Genomic DNA, 21810 nt, shown 5'->3' on the forward strand with positions numbered 1-21810 from the left:
AACTTTTATTTTTGGTTTTTATAAAGGAGACCCCTATTATGGCAATCACAGCAGCTGATATTCGTCGCGAAGTCAAAGAGAAGAATGTTACTTTCTTGCGTTTAATGTTCTCTGATATCCTTGGTGTTATGAAGAACGTTGAAATTCCTGCGACAGATGAACAGTTGGATAAGGTACTTTCAAATAAAGCTATGTTTGATGGTTCATCAATCGAGGGATTTGTTCGTATCAACGAATCTGATATGTATCTTTACCCAGATCTTGATACGTGGACAGTTTTCCCTTGGGGCGATGAAAATGGTGCAGTAGCTGGTCTTATTTGTGATATCTATACTTCTGCGGGTGAACCATTTGCTGGTGACCCTCGTGGTAACTTGAAAAAAGCTTTGCGTCATATGGAAGAAGTTGGTTATAAATCATTTAACCTTGGACCAGAACCAGAATTTTTCCTTTTCAAATTAGATGAGCAAGGTAATCCTACGCTTGAAGTTAACGATAAAGGTGGTTATTTTGACCTTGCTCCTACTGACCTTGCAGACAACACACGTCGTGAAATCGTTAATGTGTTGACAGAAATGGGATTTGATGTTGAGGCATCTCACCATGAAGTGGCGGTTGGTCAACATGAAATCGACTTCAAGTATACAGATGTTTTGAAGGCTTGTGATAATATCCAAATTTTCAAATTGGTTGTTAAGACAATCGCTCGTAAACATGGTCTTTATGCGACATTTATGGCGAAACCTAAATATGGTATTGCTGGTAGCGGTATGCACTGTAACATGTCTCTCTTCACTGAAGAAGGAAATGCATTCTTTGATCCAGAGGATCCACGTGGTATGCAATTGTCTCAAGACGCTTACTACTTCCTTGGTGGTTTGATGAAACATGCATATAACTATACTGCAATTATTAACCCAACAGTTAACTCTTACAAACGTTTGGTTCCTGGATATGAAGCTCCTGTATATATTGCATGGGCAGGTAGCAACCGTTCACCATTGATCCGCGTTCCTGCGTCTCGTGGTATGGGTACACGTTTGGAATTGCGTTCAGTAGACCCAATGGCAAACCCATACTTGGCCCTTGCTGTTCTTTTGGAAGCTGGTCTTGATGGTATTATTAACAAGATTGATGCTCCAGATCCAGTTGAAACAAACATTTACTCAATGTCTCCTGAAGAACGTAAAGAAGCAGGTATTATTGATTTGCCATCAACACTTCGTAACGCTCTTAAAGCATTGGAAACAGATGAAGTGGTTCGTCAAGCTTTGGGTAATCATATCTATACAAACTTCCTTGATGCGAAACGTATGGAATGGGCAAGCTATGCTACCTTTGTTTCACAATGGGAAATTGATAACTACTTGGATATTTATTAAGAAATTAAATTTGAAAATCAGGTTATGCCTGGTTTTCTTTTTCTTTTAAATTTATTAAGTTCTTGGACAAATTACGTAGTTTTAACTGAGCTGTTTTCTTTTGTCATATTTCTTTATTCCTCCTTAATCACATTAAAATATGAGAGTGTTAAACTAATTTCATATTAATCTTATTCAGGGGGAAATATGAAAACTACAAAAAAAGCTGCTTTGGCAGCAGCCTCAAGTGCATTATTGCTCGGTCTTACAGTCGCACAAACAGTTAATGCTGATACTTATACAGTTCAAAATGGAGATTCATTCTTCGGGATTGCTAGTCAGTATGGTGTAGATCCTTATCAATTAGCAGCTGAAAATGGCATGACTATTTGGTCAACAATTGTTCCTGGTGGAAGCTTGGAAGTTTCAGGAGCTACTACGGCAGTTGAAGAAACAACAGAAGTTTCTTCTTCAGAGGTAACAGCTACTGATTCAGATGCTACTTGGAATCGTTATCCAGTTGGTCAATGTACATGGGGTGTTAAGGAAGTCGCTCCATGGGCAAGTAACTGGTGGGGTAATGGTGGCGATTGGGCCGGAAGCGCTGCTAGCCAAGGTTATGCTGTAGGTTCAACACCTGTGACAGGATCAATTGTATGTTGGACTGATGGTGGTTATGGTCACGTTGGTTATGTAACACAAGTTGGTCAAGATGGTCAAATTCAAATCTTGGAGTCAAACTATAACAACCAGCAACAAATCAATAACTATCGTGGTTGGTTTGATCCACAAAACTCAACTACACCAGGTTCAGTATCTTACATTTATCCAGGTGCATAAAACGAAAAGAAGCGCTTATAGCGCTTTTTTACTTGCTGGAAGAGTTGTGCTCAGACTGGATTTAAACTTAAAAAATGGTAGCTAGATGGCTACCATTTTTTTATTTATCAGGTGTGAGAATCATTGGAATAATGATTGGTTCACGTTCTGTTTTTTCATATAGGAATGGGCGTAAAGCATTGACGATAGCTCCGTTAACAGATTGGATGCTAGCATCTTTATTCTTAAGAGCGATACGAATAGCATTGAATAGAATGCGTTGGCTTTCGCGGATAAGATCGCCAGATTCACGCATATAGATGAAGCCACGACTGAGGATGTCTGGACCGGCTAGAATCATCTTAGACTTGAAGTCGACAGTTGCTACGGCAAGTACGACACCATCTTCAGAAAGATCACGACGGTCACGAAGAACGGCAGCTCCGATATCCCCAATACCATTACCATCAACATAGATATCTTGAGCATTGAAGTGACCTGCACGACGCGCAGAGTCTTTTGTTAGGGCTAAGACATCGCCATTTTCCATAATGAAGATATTATCTTTTGGAACACCACAATCAACAGCAAGACCTGCATGGACCTTCTGCATGCGGTATTCACCGTGAACAGGCATGAAGAATTTTGGTTTGATCAAACGAAGCATGAGTTTTTGCTCTTGTTGACCACCGTGTCCAGAGGTATGGATATTGTTGATTTTACCGTGGATAACATCGACACCAGCTTCTTGAATAGTATTAATCAAGCGGTTTACGCTGGTTGTGTTTCCTGGGATAGGGCTAGATGAGAAGATAACAGTGTCACCAGGTTGCAGTGTCACTTGGCGGTGCATCCCGTTAGCGATACGTGCAAGGGCTGCCATAGGCTCTCCTTGAGAACCGGTACACATGATAAGAATCTCACTGGCATGGTAGTTTTTCATCTCACTAGGGTCAATGATAGTTCCTTTTGGAACTTTGATGTAGCCTAGTTCAACCCCATTGACAATGGCTTTTTCCATAGAACGTCCGAAGACAACAATCTTACGGCCAGTTTTTACAGCGGCTTCGGCAGCTTGTTGCAGACGGAAAATGTTTGAGGCAAATGAGGCGAAGATAATACGTCCGTGGATGCCTTCAATGATTTTCATGATAGATTGGCCGACGACTTTCTCGGAATTTGTGAAAGTTGGTACTTCAGCATTGGTTGAGTCTGAGAGGAGGCAAAGAACGCCTTCTTCACCAAGTGCAGCCATACGGTGAAGGTCTGCTGGCTCACCTACTGGGGTGAAGTCAAACTTAAAGTCACCGGTACACACAATTTTACCTTGAGGTGTATGGATGACAATACCGAGAGGTTCTGGAATTGAGTGAGTAGTGCGGAAGAAGGTCACGCTCATATTTTTGAAAGTAAGCTCTGTATTAGCATTAATTTCATAGAGTTGTGCGTCACGAAGTAGTCCGTGTTCTTCCAATTTTCCTTTGATAAGAGCAAGAGCAAGTGGCCCTGCATAAATTGGGATATTTGCCTGTTTAAGAAGGAAGGGGATCCCACCAATATGGTCTTCGTGACCGTGGGTAATGACAAGTGCCTTTACACGATCAACATTTTCAACGATGTAAGAATAGTCCGGGATAACATAATCGATTCCGAGAAGATCATCCTCGGGGAATTTAATACCCGCATCGACGATTATAATCTCATCTTGGTATTCAATACCATAGGTGTTTTTACCGATTTCCCCCAAACCACCAATCGCATAAACCCCAACTTCTTCAGGTTTTAGATTGATTTTTGATGCCATGGTCTTAGAACTCCGTTACTTCAAAAACGCCTGTTTCTTTTTCGTATTCAAGGGCTTTTTCTGAGAGGAGCTCGATGAATTCGATGTTATAGGCAGTGTTTTTTTCGATGATTTGACGAGCTTGGATACGTCCCTCAAGTTCAGTTTCTGCATCGATATCTAGGTAGAGTGATTTTGTCTGTTCACGGCGTGGATTACGCTCTTTAGTTTCTTGGTAAAAGACTTTATAAATCATGGTTTTCCTTTCTTTCCAAAAGGCTCTGCCATTCTATAAAAAAACCGGTCAAGTTAATCTTTCTTTGATTTACTTGACGTTATGATATTCACTTTATGAGTAATAGCTAGTAGCCTTGATTCGTTTAACAATTACTATTATTGTACCATAAGATAAGGGCTAGATAAAGAAAATGGCGGAAAAAGTTGGAAAATGTTCGTTTCTGGGAAACAGTGACTTGTGTTATAATAGAAAAGCATAAAAGGAAACAAGGAAAAAAGATGAAAATATTAGCATTTGATACTTCTAGCACTGCTTTATCAGTAGCCTTGTTGGAAGAAGAGAAACTAGTGGCAGAGACAACTGTCACAGTAAAAAAGAACCACAGTATTAGTTTAATGCCCACCATTGATTTTTTAGTTGCTCAGGCAGGCTGGCAGCCGTCTGATTTAGAACGTATTGTGGTTGCACAGGGGCCTGGATCCTACACCGGGCTTCGTGTGGCTGTCGCAACAGCTAAGACGTTAGCCTATGCGCTTGACATTGATTTAGTGGGGGTTTCAAGTCTACAGGCGCTGACAAACCTTTCGGTTGTCGGTGTTGTGATTCCTATCATGGATGCCCGTCGTAATAATGTTTACGTTGGTTTTTATGAAAATGGTCAGGCTATCGTCCCTGATTGTCATGCTGCCTTTACAGATGTTCTTGAGCAAGCTAAAGTTTATGAAAAGGTGACATTTGTCGGTGAAGTGGCTAATTTTGCGGATCAGATTAAGGAAAATCTTCCAGAGGCAACGATCTTGTCTAGCCTTCCATCAGCTCAGTTAATTGGTCGTTTAGGCTTGTCCTTGCCTTCTGTTGATGTGGATGCCTTTGTTCCACATTACTTGAAGCGGGTTGAGGCAGAGGAGAATTGGCTTAAGACGCATGAGGAGATTAACCGTGACAACTACATCAAGCGCGTCTAGATTGAGTAGTCAGGAGCAAGCTCAACTGATTTATCAGATTTTGTCGGATGTTTATGACAAATCTCCGTGGACGATAGAACAAGTGGTAGCAGACTTGGCTTTGGATACTACGGAGTATTTCTATGTTTATGATCAGGAAGAAGTTGTTGGTTTTTTAGCCCTTCAAAATTTGGTGGGTGAGCTTGAGGTGACCAATATCGCTGTTTTAAAAGCTTATCAGGGGCGTGGTTATGCTAGTCAGCTGATGAAGCATTTGGAAGAGCGTAGTGAACCTATATTTTTAGAGGTGAGGGCTTCAAATCAAGTCGCTCAGGCACTTTATAGAAAATTTGGTTTTGAAAGTCTAGGAATTCGGAAAAATTATTATCATGAGCCTCAAGAAGATGCAGTTATCATGAGGCGAGAGGAAGTCTAATGGTAGATAGATATATTTTGGCAGTGGAGAGCTCGTGTGACGAGACTTCAGTTGCCGTTTTGAAAAATGAGAAGGAACTTTTGAGTAATATTATTGCCAGTCAGGTGGAAAGTCATAAACGTTTTGGTGGTGTTGTCCCTGAGGTGGCTAGTCGTCACCATGTGGAAGTGGTGACTCTTTGCATTAAGGATGCCCTTTCAGAGGCGGGCATTACTGCTGAACAACTAGATGCTGTAGCAGTAACCTATGGTCCTGGTTTGGTCGGAGCGCTCTTGGTCGGGATGGCAGCGGCTAAGGCCTTCGCTTGGGCACATGGATTGCCTTTGATTCCAGTTAATCATATGGCTGGGCATCTTATGGCAGCGCGTGAGGTACAAGAGTTGGAATACCCCCTCCTAGCACTTTTGGTGTCTGGGGGACACACAGAGTTGGTTTATGTGTCAGAACCAGGAAATTACAAGATTGTTGGTGAGACACGTGATGATGCAGTTGGTGAGGCCTATGATAAGGTTGGGCGTGTGATGGGTTTGACCTACCCAGCTGGGCGTGAAATTGATGAATTGGCTCATAAAGGGAAAGATGTTTATGATTTTCCACGCGCTATGATTAAGGAAGACCACTTGGAGTTTTCATTTTCAGGCCTAAAGTCTGCTTTCATCAATTTGCATCACAATGCAGAACAGAAGGGAGAAGTTCTAGTCAGAGAGGACCTTTGTGCTTCCTTCCAAGCTGCTGTGTTGGATATTCTCCTAGCTAAGACTAAGAAAGCCTTGGAGCGTTATCCTGTCAAGACACTTGTTGTTGCTGGTGGCGTAGCAGCTAATCAGGGCTTACGTGAACGTTTGGCTGAAGAAATTACGGATGTAGATGTGGTTATTCCGCCTTTACGTCTCTGTGGTGATAATGCTGGCATGATTGCCCTAGCAGCTGCCATTGAATGTGATCAGAAACATTTTGCTGAGTTGGACTTGAATGCAAAACCAAGTCTTGCCTTTGCAGGATTTGAAGAATAAGAAGAACCTCTTACTAGTCTGGTAAGAGGTTCCTTTAGAAAGGAATTGAGTATGTCTGCCTTTCGTTTAGGTGTAAAAGCTGCAGTACCGACAGCCCTAGGATATGTGGCTATTGGCCTAGCCTTTGGTGTTGTAGCGGCGGCTTCTGGTCTATCGGCCCTTGAGGTTGGCCTCATGTGTGCCTTAGTCTATGGTGGCTCGGCTCAGTTTGCTATGTGTGCATTAGTAGTTGCAGGAGCTGGCCTTGGTGAGTTAACCTTGACTGTTTTCTTAGTTAATTTGCGTAACATGTTGATGAGTTTACATGCAACGACGATTTTTACAAAAACAAGCCTCTGGAATCAGCTGGGAATTGGTAGTCTGATTACGGATGAAAGTTATGGTGTCTTGTTGGGAGAATATGTGCATCATAAAGATATTTCTGCGAACTGGATGCATGGGAACAATATTTTCAGCTATCTGGTTTGGATTGTATCATCAGTTGTTGGGTGTTTGATTGGTTCCATGATTCCTAATCCTGAGCTTTTTGGTTTGGATTTTGCCTTGATTGCCATGTTTATAGGTTTGTTAAGTAGTCAGATAGATGCTTTGTTAGGTGAAGGCGTGCGTAAGCTATTCTTGATTTTACTATCTATTGCTATGGCTTATCTGAGCTTTAGTGTCATCTTGTCGGAATCTTTGGCTGTTTTAGTGGCTACTTTAGTTGGATGTAGTGTGGGGGTGATGTGTGATGGCCGTCAATAAGTTTATTCTCATTGCCATTCTACTTGGATTTGTTGTTAGCTGGGTGCCCCGTATTCTCCCCTTTGTTTTAGTGAAATACAAGGGCTTACCAGATATCGTTGTTCGATTTTTGCACTACTTACCAGTTTCTATCCTCTTTGCTCTGATTCTCTCTAGTCTCACGACTGAGAAGATTGGTCACTTGCCACAGTTTAAGTGGATGGAAATACTGGCTACTGTGCCAACGGTAATTGTAGCATTTAAGAGCAAAAATCTGCTCTATGCAGTAATCGTCGGTATAGTGTCTATGGCCCTGATTCGTTTAGTGTTTTAGTAAATGAAAAGACTTGGAGTTGCTCTTAGTGAGTCGCTTTCCAAGTCTTTTTTAGTTATTGTTAAAAAAAGCAGCGATATCGTCTTCACTGAGACCAATCATTGGATCTATAGTTGACCAATTATCTTCAGTTAAACGATAGTTTTCTTCGGTTTGCACAGGTTTGTTAACAGACTTATCCACAGGTTGTGAATAAGTGTTAATAAGAGCTGGAGATGGATTTAGATTTCCCGAAATGTCTTTGTTTTCAAGGGGTTCTGAGGATTCGTTGTTTTCCTTTTTTGTTTGATTGGATGCGTCTGTTGCCTCGTTTTTAACAATCTTTTCGACAGACTTATCAACAGCTTGTGTATAAGTTTGTTCAAAACGTTGGATGAGATAAGTATTTCGTTTAGCTCCCTCGTTGTGAACAGCATAATCGAAGGCTACGATTTCCCCCAGCATGACTAGTTTACTCTTGGCGCGTGTGATTGCGGTGTAAATGAGGTTACGTTGTAGCATACGCCCACTTTGGCGTGTGATGGGAAGGATAACGACTGGGAACTCACTCCCTTGGGATTTGTGGATTGACATAGCATAGGCCAGAGTAATCTTATTCCATTCGTTACGAGGATAGATAACCTCATTGCCGTCGAAGGACATGTAAATTTCGTCCTGTTTGCTTTCAGTATATTTACCAGGAATGAGATCAGTAATGATTCCGATGTCGCCATTGAAGACATTGAGTTCTGTATCGTTGACCAGATGGAGAATCTTGTCATTCTTGCGGAAGAAGATATCATTAAAGGCGAACTGATTGGCCTTTTCTTGAGGATTAAGTAGGTCTTGCATAATGGTATTGAGATTGTTAATACCAGCCTGTCCTCGGTACATGGGGGCTAGAATCTGAACATCCTGAGCTGCAATCCCACTCTTTATCGCAGCAGAGACGATTTTAGGAACCATCTGTGGAATATGGTTGGCATTGGCCTCAAAGTAAGAGCGGTCAGCCTTTTTCTCTGTGAAATCAGCGGGTAGTTGGCCTTGGCGCATCTGGCTAGCTAGGGTAACGATAGTGGAATCCTCGGATTGTCTGAAAATTTTGGTTAGGGAAACCTTAGGCAAGTTATCAATCTGCAAAAGGTCAGCCAAGACTTGGCCAGGGCCTACGGAAGGTAGTTGGTCTTGGTCACCCACAATGATAACTTGGGTTGAATCAGAGATACTTTCAAAGAGTTGATTGGCCAACCAAGTATCAACCATAGAGAACTCATCGATGATAATCAAATCGCAATCGAGATAGTCCTCTAAGGTCTTAAAATCGTCCTCGCTATTGAGGCCTAAATGTCTATGAATAGTGGCGCTAGGGAGTTGGGTGAGTTCGTTCATCCGACGAGCAGCCCGTCCCGTTGGTGCTGCTAAAATAATAGGTAAATCGGACTTTTTGAGATCTAGGCCATGAAGGTCAGCATAGGTTTTAATAATGCCGTTAATAACAGTGGTTTTCCCTGTTCCGGGACCCCCTGTCAGGATGAAGACCTTGCTTTGTAGGGCTTTGAAAATGGCATCTTTTTGAACCTGATCATAAGTAATACCAAGCTCCTCTTCCACCCCTTCAAGGCTGTCTAAGATTTTGTCTTCAGAGCTGACATCAGGTTGGTCCTTCATGATACGAGTTAGGTGGGTATAGATGCCCTGTTCCGCAAAATATAGGGTATTATCAAAGATTTTAGTCTCTACATTTTGCACCTTATCCTCTTGGATAAGATTGGTTAATTGGTTAGCGACCAAGGCGGGGTCAAGTTCAATCGGACGAGCACCTTCCAAAAGAATGATGGTCCGTTCAAGCAAGGCTTTGGCTTCTATGTAGGTATCGCCTTCTTCCATACTGGCTTCTAGTAGACAATGAATCAAGGCTGCTCGTAAACGCTCAGGGGCATCACTAGCAATTCCAAGACGTTCAGCTAGTTGGTCGGCCATTTTAAAACCGATTCCTTGAATCTCCTCTACTAATAGATAAGGGTGTTCCTCAATAAGATTTAGTGACTCTTCCTTATATTGGTTGAAAATTTGTGAGGCGGCCTTTGGTGTGAGGCCATAGCTAGAAAGTTTGGACAGGATTTGCTCGGCTCCATAATTGATTTTTAACTTAGCAACAAAGGCTTCTCGATTGACCTTGGATAGGTTGGGAATCTGCTCTAACTCGCTAGGATCCTCGAGAATCTTGTCAATAGGGTCTTCTCCGTAAATTTCGACAATACGCTCGGCCGTTTTCTTACCGATTCCTTTGAAATTGTCGCTGGCAAAATATTTGATAAGACCGCTGGCAGAAGGTTTTGAACGCTCGTAGCGGGTCATTTGTAGCTGTTCCCCATATTTAGGGTGATTGGTTAGTTGGCCCCAGAAGGTATAGTCTTCACCCTCCATGACATCCCCCATAGTTCCTGTGACAATGATTTCGTAGTCTTCAAAATCACTGTCCGTTTCGTCAATCTCTAAGAGTAAGATACGAAAAAAATTACTAGTGTTTTCGAAAATGACGCGTTCGATAGTTCCTGAAAAATAAAATTCTTGCATGTGTTTTTCCTAGATACATAATAAGGCTGGGTTTCCCCAACCTTATCTTATTTAGTGGTTTTAGTTGTCTTCAACGGTACCAATTTTATTAAGTGGCCAGAAGCGGAATTTGACTTCCCCTACAAGAGCACTCTTGTCAAAGTAACCAACTTCGCGGCTATCTTTTGAAACGATACGGTTATCTCCAAGTAGGAAATATTTGCCTTCAGGAACAGTGACAGAGAAAGTAGTGTTTTTGTCCGCGTTGACAGTGAAGGCCTTAGATTCTTTAGCCAGTTGTTGGAAGTAATCGCGGTATGCATACTCTTTTTGTAGCTTATCTTTGGCAAAGGCAGCCTGGAATTCTTTGAGGTATTCTTCCTTGACTTCTTTGCCGTTGACAGTAAGTTTATCGTTTTGATAGGTAATGGTATCACCTGGCATCCCAATGACACGTTTTACGATTTGTTTCGTCTTACCATTTTCAACCTCTTTGGCAACGACAATATCAAAGCGTTCAATGGATGTGTGTTTCAAAACAATAACACGTTGATTATTGGCTAGAGTAGGATCCATTGAGTGGCCATCAACTTGGACAGGGAGCCAAAGGAAGAGGCGAGTCAAGAGGAAGAATGTGATAAAGAGGATAAAGAGTCCCCATTCACGAAGGAAAATGAGAAAGTATTGGGTCCATTTGTTTTTCATAGTTAAGGCCTTTCAGGGTTATTTTAAGCGTTGGTAGGCTTTTTTAGTATTGGCGAAATGATATTTAGCAGTAGCTTGGAGAGCCTGATCTCCGTAGGCTTGAAGAAGCTTGGCTGCGATCTGGTCGGACTTAGCACCAGCACCTGAAGGAAGAGTATAACCTACTTCTTGGCTGAGTTTATCCAGATTTTCCAGGAAGAGATTGCGGGCGATGATAGAGCTCACCGCGACAGCTAGGTATTTACCTTCGGCTTTTTCTTCTAAAGTAATAGGAAAGTCAAAGCGATTACGTTCGTTCTTGAGATATTTTTGATAATTTTTCTCGCTGGTGAAGGCATCGATGACAATCTTATCTGGTTTAGCACCTGATTGTAACAATAGGAAGATAGCCTGATTATGGAGGGCTACTTTAACGGACACAGCATTATGACTCTTACCGTCTCCAACCACTTCATTGTACTTTCTAGGCGAAAGAAGGAGTGCCTTGTGAGGAATTTTCTCCTCCAAAATAGGTGCAATCTGACGAATCTTGATATCGTTAAGATTTTTAGAATCATCAACTCCTAGAGATTTCAAAAAGGCATGGTCAGCTGGGGTAACTAGACTAGCTACAACAGCTAGACCACCAAAATAGGAGCCATTTCCGACTTCGTCTGATCCAATTAGGGCTAGGTTTTGCCCATCAGGTGAATGCTTAGGTTCAGCTTGGTATCCAAAACGGCTAGCTAGGATTTCTGGCTTAGCACCTTGGAAAGTTACCTTTCCTGAAGTATAGGCGATGACACTTATTCCATCGACCTTGGCTGAAAAACTTGCATAAGGATTTTTAGTCGCAGTCGCATAGCTTGCTAGGTCCTTCTGGAGTGTCGAAATCTGCTCTGCTGTCATTTTTAATACGATTGTGCCCATGAAATCTATTTTAGCACAAAAAAGGAGAATTGGTAGATATTTTACAGACTCGGAATCCCTGAAAATTATTTTTCTAGAGAAGTGCAAAGTCTAAAATTTACGAAAGTTAAAATTTAGGATATAATGATTAAAAAGAGAATGCCTAACCCTGCTCTTTTTTCCACAATTAGAAGAAATAGGTTGGCGTTTAAGTGTCGAACACGCCTCAGAGTAAGTGTCTGAATCTTGCTAAAAAATGGCGATATAAAAGCAATAAAATAAGGAGAAGCTGCGGTGGCGAATCCGTGACCACCATTGATTGGCAGCTAACAAGCAAATGGCAAATAAGAACCGTTACAAATTTCATTTTGGAGAGAAGAACCTCACGCTAACAACTGATAAAGATAACCTATTCATGGAAGAGGTTGAGCGTGTTGCCCACGAGAAATATAAAATTATCAAAGAGCAGATGAAAAACGCTGACAATGAAACGATTGCTATCCTAATGGCTATCAATTCTTTGTCGACTCAGTTGGAACGTGAAATCCAAGTTGAAGATATGGAAAAAGAGTTGGAAACGTTGAGAGCTAAGCAACTTGAACAACTTAAGGTCAAGGCGACAGCTACAAATGACGATGAGGATGACGCATGATTGGACTCCTTGTCTTAGCTATCGTGGCTTGGAATTTCTACATTGGCTACCGTCGAGGCCTCTTTATGCAAGCTTATTACGTGGTTTCAGTCATTATTGCCATGTGTGTAGCGGCCTACTTTTACCAGTCGCTAGGAGAGGCTATCAATCTTTGGGTACCTTATACCAATCCAACCAAAGATGCTAGTATAGCTTTCTTTAAAGATCAGAACATCTTCTCACTTGACCGTGTCTATTATGCAGGTGTTGCCTATTTTGCCATTTACTGTGTGGCTTATTATGGTTTGCGCTTTCTTGGGATTTTCTTCCATTTTGTGAGAATTGAACGCCTTGACCAGAGACGATTTCAAGTGGTAGGTGGTGTCTTGGCCTCCTTAGTGAGTCTTGTGCCTTTGACTATGTTTGGGAATATTCTTGCGACTGTTCCCATGAATAACATTCAAACGGTCTTGTCATCTAGCTGGGTTTTGCGCCTTTTGATTAATTGGAATTTTCCAGTTAGTCAGATTATCCAGCACTTGTGGACAAGTGTGATATAGAAAATAGAAGTCTTCCTTGATTAAGGGAGGCTTTTTTGTTCTTTGTTTTGGTAACATATGAAAAAAGACTGAACACAAGGTCTCAGTCTTTCTTATCTATTTTTACCCTAAGGTTGCAATGGTACATCCGGAACCACCGGCACTTTGTGGGGCATATTCAAAACTTTTAACATGGCGATGACGGCGGAGATATTTGGTAACAGCATCACGGATGACACCTGTACCAATACCGTGGATGATGTCCACCTGACTCATGTTATTAAGTAGGGCTTGGTCAATAAAGGCATCAAGCTCTTGCATGGCTTCTTCGTAACGTTTCCCACGAAGGTCTAGACGGGCACGAGGACCGCCAGATGTCTTCTTGGCTTTTTTAACCACGTTAATCTGTTTCTTCTTAGGTTGTTGGGCTTCAGCTTGGGCACGAACCAGAGTGAATTCGTCTGCCTTGAGGGTCATCTTGATGAGACCGACCTGAGCTTCCCAGTTACCATTTTTGGTTTGACTGGTAAGGGTACCCCGTTGCCCATAGGCGGTAACGATGATATCATCTCCAACACGAGGGGCACGCGCAGCCTTTTCTTTCTTAGCCTTACGAAGGACCTTATTCTTAGAGAGGTCCACTTGTGGGGCAAGTTTCTTGAGTTTTCCTTTGGCGTCGATAACTTCATGAGGTTTGAGTTGACTCTTATCGTGGAGATTTTTGAGGATACTATCGCTCTCAGCCAAAGCGGTATCAACCATCTCTTGAATTTCTTTTTGAGCCTTTTCGAGTTCCTTGTCGTATTCATGGGAGAATTCGTTATAGAGTTTTTTGACCGCACGGTTGAATTTAAGGTTCTCTTGCTCCACGTCCTTGATGTGTTCCAGACGTTTTTGTGTTTCCACAGTTTGGGCTTCAAGTTGCTCGATGATACGGTTGACATCACTATCAGTATCCGTGAGGTTTTCTGCTTCCTTGACAATAATCTCATTCAAACCGAGGCGTCGAGCAATTTCAAAGGCATTAGAACGACCAGGAACCCCTTGCATAAAACGATAGGTAGGGCTTAAAGTCGCTGTGTCAAACTCCATGCTGGCATTTTCCACATGTTGCGTCTCAATCCCATAGGCCTTAAGCTCAGGATAGTGAGTGGTAGCCATGGTCTTAATCTGACTTAAACGGAGGTGCTCTAAGATTGCCATGGCTAGACTAGCTCCTTCCTGAGGGTCGGTACCAGCCCCAAGCTCATCGACCAAGACCAGGCTGTTACTGTCGGCAGCATTCAGAATCTCAACAATGTGGGTCATGTGACTAGAGAAAGTTGACAAACTTTGTTCGATAGACTGTTCGTCTCCGATGTCCGCAAAAATCTCTTGGAAAATGGCGACACGGCTGCCCTTATCAGCCAAAATTGGAAGACCAGATTGAGCCATTAGTTGTGCTAGTCCTAGCGTTTTAAGCATGACCGTTTTACCACCAGTATTGGGACCTGTGATGACAATGGCCGTGAGGTCCTCATCAAAGTGCAAATCGTTGGCTACAGGATTGGCCAAAAGAGGGTGACGAACGTTAAGTAGTTGTAGTGTTTGGTTGTCACTAATCTTTGGAATAACCGCTTTTTTATCATGGAGATAGAGATATTTTCCTCGAATGAAGTCCATGTGGCCCAAAATCCAAGCGTTGTTGGCAATTGCAGCAGCCTGTGGACGGAGTTGATCAGACAGTTCATGCAGGATACGAGCCATCTCGTGGCGTTCGTCTGCACGTAATTGTGTAATTTCTTCGTTAAGCTGGATAACGGCACGTGGCTCGATATATACTGTGTTTCCAGAGCTTGAGATGTCATGCACAACTCCAGCAATACGGTTACGGTAGGTATTTTTGACAGGAAGCACCGAACGGCCGTTACGACTAGCAATCAAACTTTCAGCCAACATGTGACCAGATTTCTTGAGAATGTCTTGCAAGGTCTGGCGAATGGCATCATCACAAGATTTGAGTTGACGACGGATGTTTTGCAACTCTGGGCTAGCAAAATGTTCAATGAAACCACCATCATTGATACTTTGAAGGCTGCCTTGTAGACTTGGGAAGGCCTCAATCTTTTCGAAAAGACGTTTAAGAGCGACGAGCTCAACATTTTCAAGGTCAGCGTAGAAGCGACCAAGGTCAGCTGAAGCTTGTAGCACCTTCTTGATGGCAATGAGCTCCTGGATATTGAGATCAGCATCCAGTTCCAAGCGATGTAAGGGCTCAGAAATATCTCTCAGGCTACCAATGGCAAAGCCATGGTGCTCTACGAAAATCTCAGACATTTCTTGGATTTCTGTAAATTGATTTTGAATTCTTTCTGGATTGGTCATAGGCACCAAGTCACGCAACTCCGCCTGAGCCTGTTCAGTCTGCAGGTATTCTGTGAACTGGTCCTTGACCTTGTTAAATTCTAATTGGTCTAAAATCTTTGTGTTCATAGCTTCTATTATAGCACATTTGCCTATGGGGCGTGGAGGAGGGAAATACCTGAGGTCGTTTTATCAGTGAACTTTTGTCATCAGATGTTGACTAGCTATTTTTACAAAAGAGTCTCCCTAAAATAAGAGATTTTCAATTAAAACCAATGCTCCTATCTATGCTATAATAAACCTATGACTAATCAGAAAAAATTACTCCTAATTGACGGTTCATCCGTTGCCTTTCGTGCTTTTTTCGCACTCTATAATCAAATTGACCGTTTTCGTAACAATAATGGCCTTCATACCAATGCCATTTATGGCTTCCACCTCATGTTGGACAACTTGCTTGAGCGTATCCAACCGACTCATGTCTTGGTAGCCTTTGATGCTGGTAAAACAACTTTCCGTACAGAGATGTTTGCGGACTATAAGGCTGGTCGTGCTAAGACACCAGAGGAATTCCGTGAGCAGTTCCCTTATATCCGTGAGATGTTGGCTGCACGTGGTATCGCCTATTATGATCTGGCTCAGTACGAGGCAGATGACATTATCGGTACCTTGGCTAAGATGGCTGAAAATACCAGTGAGGACTATCAAATTACTGTTGTCTCTGGGGATAAAGACTTGATTCAGCTGACTGACGAAAACACAGTTGTTGAGATTTCGAAGAAAGGTGTAGCTGAGTTTGAGGCCTTCACACCTGATTACCTCATGGAGAAAATGGGTATTACTCCAGCGCAATTCATCGACCTCAAGGCCCTTATGGGAGATAAATCTGATAATATTCCAGGGGTTACTAAGATTGGTGAAAAGACTGGTCTCAAGCTCCTCTTGGAACACGGTTCCCTTGAAGGTATCTATAACCACATCGACGAGATGAAGAAGTCCAAAATGAAGGAAAATCTCATCAATGACAAGGAACAAGCCTTCCTTTCTAAGACCCTGGCGACTATTGATACCCAGTCACCTATTGAAATTGGTCTCGATGACACGGCCTTTACGGGACCTGACCTTGAAAAATTGACAGCCTTTTATGATGAGATGGGCTTTGTTCAGTTTAAAAATGCCCTTGGTGGCGAGGCTGTGCCACAAGATTTTGATGTGGCCTATGAAGAGCCTAGCCAAGTAACAGCGGACCACTTCAGCCCTGACGATTTCTTCTATTTTGAAATCCTTGGTGACAATTATCACACTGAGCCTATCATCGGTTTTGCATGGGGTAATGATAAGCAGATTTATGCGTCTACAGATACTGACCTCCTCAAATCAGAAGCCTTCCAAGCAGCTCTTTCTAAAGCTGTTAATATCTACGATTTCAAGCGCAGTAAGGTCCTTTTGAGTCATCTAGGTATTGACTTGCCTACGGCTAATTTTGATGCACGTCTGGCCAAGTATCTCCTCTCAACCGTTGAGGACAATGAATTGTCAACCATTGCCCGTCTCTATACAGACTTGCCGCTTGAAACAGATGAAGTGGTCTATGGTAAGGGGGCTAAACGTGCCGTTCCTGAAAAAGAGGTCTTACTCAACCACCTAGCTAAAAAAGTCAAGGTCCTTCAGGTAGCTAAACCTGTCATGCTTGAAAAATTGGCTGAACACGGCCAATCAGAGCTTCTCTTTGATATGGAGTTACCACTGGCAAATGTGCTAGCTAAGATGGAAATCGCTGGTATTAAGGTTAAGGGACAAACCCTTAACGAGATGGCAGTGGAAAATCAAGTAGTCATCGATAAATTGACCCAAGAAATCTATGAGATGGCGGGCGAAGAGTTTAATATCAACTCGCCAAAACAGTTGGGTGTCATCCTCTTCGAAAAGATGGGACTACCTTTGGAATACACTAAGAAAACCAAGACAGGTTACTCAACGGCTGTGGATGTCCTTGAACGTTTGGCACCAATTGCTCCAATCGTAGCTAAGATTTTGGAGTACCGCCAAATCACCAAGCTTCAGTCTACCTATGTCTTGGGGCTTCAGGATTATATCCTTAAGGATGGCAAAATCCATACCCGTTATGTGCAAGATTTAACACAGACAGGTCGCCTCTCATCAGTGGATCCAAACTTGCAAAATATCCCTGTTCGCTTGGAGCAAGGTCGTCTCATCCGTAAGGCTTTTGTCCCATCGACTGAGGACGCAGTGCTTTTAAGCTCGGATTACTCACAGATTGAGTTGCGCGTGCTTGCCCACATTTCGGGAGATGAGCATTTGATTGCTGCTTTTAAAGAGGGAGCAGATATCCATACCTCTACAGCCATGCGTGTTTTTGGCATTGAAAAGCCAGAGGATGTCACACCTAACGATCGTCGTAACGCCAAGGCTGTTAACTTCGGTATCGTTTATGGCATTTCTGACTTCGGCCTTTCTAACAACCTTGGCATTAGCCGTAAAAAGGCCAAGGAGTATATCGACACCTACTTTGAGCGTTATCCTGGTATCAAGGCTTATATGGATAATGTGGTTCGTGAAGCCAAGGATAAGGGCTACGTAGAAACTCTCTTCCACCGCCGTCGTGAGTTGCCAGATATTAATTCTCGTAACTTTAACGTCCGCAACTTCGCAGAGCGTACAGCTATCAACTCTCCTATCCAAGGAAGTGCCGCTGATATCCTCAAGATTGCTATGATTAACCTAGACAAGGCTCTGGTAGAAGGTGGCTATAAAACTAAGATGCTCCTACAGGTGCACGATGAAATCGTCCTTGAGGTGCCAAACGACGAACTTGTAGCGATGAAAGCCTTGGTTAAAGAAACCATGGAAGCTGCAGTTGAACTCGCTGTCCCTCTCATTGCAGATGAGAATGATGGCCGCACATGGTATGAGGCAAAGTAAAACATGAAAGAAAATTTTCCATTTACCTATTTTCTCTTGCGCTACATGCTAGGATTTCTGGCCGTTGTCCTAGCTATCGTGGCAGTATTGGTGATCATCACCTACTTTATGACTAAATAGAAATAGACAGATGAAAGCTGGACTGAGGTCCGGCTTTTTTTGATGCAGATATTTGTAAATGAAAAAAGAATCACTAATTAATATCTAGATATTTTAATTAAAATTCTAATTTGATTGAGGATGGGATTGTTGGATTATAGTGAAAGTTATGATTATATAAGCGTTCTTGATAAATGAATATAAATTAATTTTTCAAAAAATACTTGACTTATCAACCATACAATTGTTAACATAATGTCAAAGAGATTTAAATGATTTAATATTTATATTAGGTCGTTTCTTATGAAAGGATAGTTATGAAAAAGAAATTAACAGGATTTGCGCTCTTATCAAGTTTGTTCTTGCTGACAGCTTGTAACGCAACAAATACGGGTGCTTCAGGCTCAGGCGACAGCGCTTCTAAGTCTGAACAAGTGAGTGGTGATTCATCTGAAACGGAGGAAGTGAGCTACGATGAGCTCTATGCTTCAGTCTTGGATCTCTATCGCCCTATTGCTCTGAACGGCGATACATCAGCTGTTCCAAGTGATCTTTCGTCTGACGAAGCTTATGCGACTAGCACTATTTTTGATGCTAAAAGAGCAGGAGAAAACGTGCAATATAGTTATGTAGACATCAACGGTGATGGCTCAGCTGAGCTTTTGATTGGTACTCCTGACAGTGTTCATGCCCTTTATTATCTTGATAATGATGATAAGCCTGTATTTGCCAAAAGTGCTGGAACCTTTGCCAAGGGTGGTTACTTGAGCACCATGAAATTCTATAAAGATGGTACGATTTACTGCCAACTATTCCAACGTATGAGACCTGAGGCCAAAGCTGAGACCTATGAAATTAAAGATGGTGCCTTTAGCCAGCTTCAATCAGTTGATTTCAGCATGTCTGATACAACTGACGGTGCCAGTAAGGTCGGTCTCGGTGATGCTCAGACTCTGGATTTATCTGTCGAAGATTGGTATGACTTTGACGACTCAAGTAGCGACGAGACAGATGCAAGCAGTAGCGATAGCAAGTCCAACCAAGAGACTGGTATGGATATCAATGCCATCCAAAATGGTGATTTCTCTAGTATTGCTGGAACTTGGAAGAATGGTAAAGGGATGACACTGACTTTTGACAAGAATGGGTTGGTTAGTGACACAGAAAGGATAGGGATTGAATATTCAAAGGTTACGGATGGCTACCTTAAATCAGGTACTAGTCCTAAATCTGGTGTTGGTGCTGCTGGAGGAGCAATGGCATTCTTACCTAAAGGAATATCTCTGACTGGGGAGATAACATCATCACCTAATGAGAAAGTAGACGATCAGTCAGATAAAAGTAAGGATCGTATCTGGGGTGGGCAGTCGCTTTATGGCACCACAGACGACAGTTACTTCTTCTACAAAGTAGATTAATAATTCTCAAGCTGAAACTTGAACGTTTCGGCTTTTTGTTCTCTATAGTGACATTTATGTCACTATTTTTTATTGGCCATCTTACCTATAATAGAAGCACAACTAAGAACAGTGGCAGGAGTTCTTAATAAAAAGGAGTGTCGTATTATGATTGAGTTTTTGATGTCAAAAAATGTGACTTATTTGGAGTTGTTTTATATCTTTTGGGGAGTAGTTCTTTCAAAAGTATACCTTGCTTTGCGTAGCCGGAAGCACAATAAAGTTGATGCATAAGAAAAAGGGTAGCACTCAACGCTATCCTTTTTTGCTGTCTTCATAAGTTTTAATCATTTTCTTCTGTGGTGTGGCCATTGGGAACTGGTCGAAGTCTTCAGCCGCTACCCAGCATAGCTCCTTATCGGTAGTGACTTTATCGTCATTAACGCTACCTTCCACCATCTCGATGGTCCATTTTTGGTGGCTGAAAGTATGCTTTACGGGTGTAAAACTATTATTCGTCCACTCTGGTTTGAGGGCATAATTTTCCTCAAAAATAGCCTTTTGAGAGACTGTCTCGAGAATACAATCGTCCTTTTCAAAAAGACTAAGTTGTTGACCAATAAAGTCCGTTTCCATGATAGGGAAGGACCAGAGACCACCTAGTAGGCGTCCCTCGACATTTTTTTCGAGCAAAAATTCTCCCTTTTCATTTTTGATAATAAAAGCCTGAATTTGCATAGGTTTAGGCTTTTTCTTAGGCAATTTGATAGGGTACTTGTCATAAGTTCCGTTAAGATAGGCTGCACAGAAAAAGCGAATTGGACTTTCGTCTGGTCTCGGATTTTTAGCTGATTCGATATCGGTTCCAAGGTCCATAAGCGCCTGATTAAAATCACCTGGACGGTCAGGGTCAATCAAGATTTCCATAATCGCTTGGAAAATCTTACGATTTTTGGCGTCTCCGATATCATAGTTAACCTCAAAGAGACGAGCCATAACTCGCATAACATTACCATCAACAGCAGGTTCGGGGAGTCCAAAGGCGATACTAGAAATAGCACCAGCAGTATAGGGACCGATGCCCTTGAGTTTGGCAATATTGTCATAAGTATCTGGGAACTGGCCATCAAAGTCATCCATGATTTGTTGTGCAGCCTTTTGCATGTTGCGGACACGTGAATAGTAACCTAACCCCTCCCAAGCCTTGAGAAGTTTCTCTTCTGGAGCCTCAGCCAGATCCTTAACTGTTGGGAACCAGTCTAAAAAGCGCTCGTAATAGGGAATGACAGTTTGAACCTGGGTTTGTTGTAGCATAATTTCGCTAATCCAGATATAGTAGGGATTCTTAGTCCTACGCCATGGGAGGTCTCGTTTCTCTCGATCGTACCAGTCCAGGAGGGTACGACGAAAAGAGGCGATTTTCTCAGCATCCCACATGATAATGCCGTATTCTTTTAAATCTAACATGTCTCTATTGTAGCAAAGAAATCTTTTTTCAAAAAATCATGCGTTTTTCTGTTAAAAAGATTGACAAAAGTAAGCGTTTACATTATACTAAGAGTGTAAAGAAGATAAGGATTCATCAAGGAGGTAAAAGCCATGGTGAGAGTCAATATTTCAAGGTACAAAAACGGAGACTAAAATCTCTAAACAAAACAGTAGGCAAAACAAATAACTTTACCATTCATCTCTGAGGAGCGTGACCACATGACAGTAGGACGTTACAAGAACGGAGATTAATTCAGTCGCATAAAATAGCTACAAGGGAGTGATACCACCAGAAGTCGAAAGCTAAACTCAAATCTGTTAACTTAAGAAGAAGTGAGGTAAAGCTCATGAGAAATGTTAGTAGGTATAAAAATGGAGACACTTAGGTTGTTGCGTAAAATAGCCTAAGGAGTGATACCCATGCCACACGAAACGTAAATCCTATATTCTTAAGATGAACGAGGTGAGTTCATGAAAAATATCAGTAGGTATAAAAACGGCGATTAAAAATGTTGCATAAAATAGCTACAAGGGAGTGATACCACCAGAAGTCGAAAGCTAAACTCAAATCTGTTAACTTAAGAAGAAGTG

General features: G+C 42.1%; 18 protein-coding genes. 11 read left to right on the forward strand and 7 right to left on the reverse strand.

Annotation, left to right across the window (positions count from 1 at the left end; genetic code table 11):
- The first annotated feature begins 38 nt into the window (after positions 1-38).
- Both glnA and H7U04_RS08690 read left to right on the forward strand, forming a co-directional pair.
- Complete coding sequence (gene glnA, locus H7U04_RS08685; RefSeq protein ID WP_002884322.1) at positions 39-1382, forward strand: type I glutamate--ammonia ligase; 1344 nt, start codon at positions 39-41, stop codon at positions 1380-1382.
- A 186-nt stretch (positions 1383-1568) separates the two neighbouring features.
- Positions 1569-2201 carry a CHAP domain-containing protein gene (locus tag H7U04_RS08690; protein WP_008535629.1) on the forward strand — a complete coding sequence of 211 codons (633 nt, stop codon included), beginning with the start codon at positions 1569-1571 and terminating at the stop codon, positions 2199-2201.
- Between the two features lie 100 nt (positions 2202-2301).
- Here the strand turns inward: H7U04_RS08690 and rnjA are convergent, their stop codons facing one another.
- Both rnjA and H7U04_RS08700 read right to left on the reverse strand, forming a co-directional pair.
- Positions 2302-3984: a ribonuclease J1 gene (gene rnjA / locus H7U04_RS08695; protein ID WP_002884294.1), complete on the reverse strand. Its 1683-nt coding sequence runs from the start codon at positions 3982-3984 to the stop codon at positions 2302-2304.
- A 4-nt stretch (positions 3985-3988) separates the two neighbouring features.
- Positions 3989-4219, reverse strand: a complete 231-nt coding sequence (locus tag H7U04_RS08700) for a DNA-dependent RNA polymerase subunit epsilon (protein WP_002884752.1) — start codon at positions 4217-4219, stop codon at positions 3989-3991.
- A gap of 260 nt (positions 4220-4479) precedes the next feature.
- Here H7U04_RS08700 and tsaB point away from each other — a divergent pair, with 260 nt between their 5' ends.
- From tsaB to H7U04_RS08725, 5 genes are read left to right on the forward strand one after another with little or no spacing between them, the layout of a single operon-like run.
- Positions 4480-5166, forward strand: coding sequence for a tRNA (adenosine(37)-N6)-threonylcarbamoyltransferase complex dimerization subunit type 1 TsaB (tsaB, locus tag H7U04_RS08705; protein ID WP_110981011.1), 687 nt, complete (start codon positions 4480-4482; stop codon positions 5164-5166).
- The gene (gene rimI, locus H7U04_RS08710) at positions 5126-5581 is read left to right on the forward strand and encodes a ribosomal protein S18-alanine N-acetyltransferase (protein ID WP_045769118.1); all 456 of its coding nucleotides are present in this window, start codon (positions 5126-5128) and stop codon (positions 5579-5581) included. Before tsaB ends, rimI begins: the two co-directional genes overlap by 41 nt.
- On the forward strand, positions 5581-6594 hold the full coding sequence (tsaD, locus tag H7U04_RS08715) for a tRNA (adenosine(37)-N6)-threonylcarbamoyltransferase complex transferase subunit TsaD (protein WP_110981010.1): 1014 nt from the start codon (positions 5581-5583) through the stop codon (positions 6592-6594). Before rimI ends, tsaD begins: the two co-directional genes overlap by 1 nt.
- Before the next feature lie 51 nt (positions 6595-6645).
- Positions 6646-7338 carry an AzlC family ABC transporter permease gene (locus H7U04_RS08720; protein ID WP_073688624.1) on the forward strand — a complete coding sequence of 231 codons (693 nt, stop codon included), beginning with the start codon at positions 6646-6648 and terminating at the stop codon, positions 7336-7338.
- Positions 7325-7651 carry an AzlD domain-containing protein gene (locus H7U04_RS08725; RefSeq protein ID WP_037599077.1) on the forward strand — a complete coding sequence of 109 codons (327 nt, stop codon included), beginning with the start codon at positions 7325-7327 and terminating at the stop codon, positions 7649-7651. Before H7U04_RS08720 ends, H7U04_RS08725 begins: the two co-directional genes overlap by 14 nt.
- Before the next feature lie 51 nt (positions 7652-7702).
- Here the strand turns inward: H7U04_RS08725 and H7U04_RS08730 are convergent, their stop codons facing one another.
- From H7U04_RS08730 to rnhC, 3 genes are read right to left on the reverse strand one after another with little or no spacing between them, the layout of a single operon-like run.
- Positions 7703-10207: an ATP-dependent RecD-like DNA helicase gene (locus tag H7U04_RS08730; protein WP_201059675.1), complete on the reverse strand. Its 2505-nt coding sequence runs from the start codon at positions 10205-10207 to the stop codon at positions 7703-7705.
- Positions 10208-10267: 60 nt separating this feature from the next.
- Positions 10268-10891 (reverse strand): signal peptidase I, encoded by a 624-nt coding sequence (gene lepB / locus H7U04_RS08735; protein WP_013991198.1) that lies wholly within the window; start codon positions 10889-10891, stop codon positions 10268-10270.
- Positions 10892-10909: 18 nt separating this feature from the next.
- Entirely contained in the window at positions 10910-11800 is an 891-nt protein-coding gene (gene rnhC / locus H7U04_RS08740; RefSeq protein WP_041817282.1) for a ribonuclease HIII, read from the reverse strand.
- A 316-nt stretch (positions 11801-12116) separates the two neighbouring features.
- Here rnhC and zapA point away from each other — a divergent pair, with 316 nt between their 5' ends.
- Together zapA and H7U04_RS08750 are read left to right on the forward strand one after the other, a co-directional pair.
- A complete protein-coding gene (zapA, locus tag H7U04_RS08745) occupies positions 12117-12431 on the forward strand; it encodes a cell division protein ZapA (RefSeq protein WP_004183554.1) in 315 nt (104 codons plus the stop codon).
- Positions 12428-12970, forward strand: coding sequence for a CvpA family protein (locus H7U04_RS08750; protein ID WP_201059677.1), 543 nt, complete (start codon positions 12428-12430; stop codon positions 12968-12970). Before zapA ends, H7U04_RS08750 begins: the two co-directional genes overlap by 4 nt.
- 102 nt (positions 12971-13072) lie before the next feature.
- Here H7U04_RS08750 and H7U04_RS08755 read toward each other — a convergent pair whose 3' ends face one another.
- Positions 13073-15421 (reverse strand): endonuclease MutS2, encoded by a 2349-nt coding sequence (locus tag H7U04_RS08755; protein ID WP_201059680.1) that lies wholly within the window; start codon positions 15419-15421, stop codon positions 13073-13075.
- A 174-nt stretch (positions 15422-15595) separates the two neighbouring features.
- Here H7U04_RS08755 and polA point away from each other — a divergent pair, with 174 nt between their 5' ends.
- Positions 15596-18235, forward strand: a complete 2640-nt coding sequence (gene polA, locus H7U04_RS08760) for a DNA polymerase I (RefSeq protein ID WP_201059681.1) — start codon at positions 15596-15598, stop codon at positions 18233-18235.
- Between the two features lie 416 nt (positions 18236-18651).
- On the forward strand, positions 18652-19752 hold the full coding sequence (locus H7U04_RS08765) for a DUF6287 domain-containing protein (protein WP_201059683.1): 1101 nt from the start codon (positions 18652-18654) through the stop codon (positions 19750-19752).
- A gap of 294 nt (positions 19753-20046) precedes the next feature.
- On the opposite strand, the gene mutY is transcribed toward H7U04_RS08765, so the two are convergent.
- The gene (gene mutY, locus H7U04_RS08770) at positions 20047-21198 is read right to left on the reverse strand and encodes an A/G-specific adenine glycosylase (protein WP_201059685.1); all 1152 of its coding nucleotides are present in this window, start codon (positions 21196-21198) and stop codon (positions 20047-20049) included.
- Positions 21199-21810: the final 612 nt, after the last annotated feature.

The organism is Streptococcus sp. 22.1, from assembly GCF_016648645.1.
Classification (GTDB): domain Bacteria; phylum Bacillota; class Bacilli; order Lactobacillales; family Streptococcaceae; genus Streptococcus.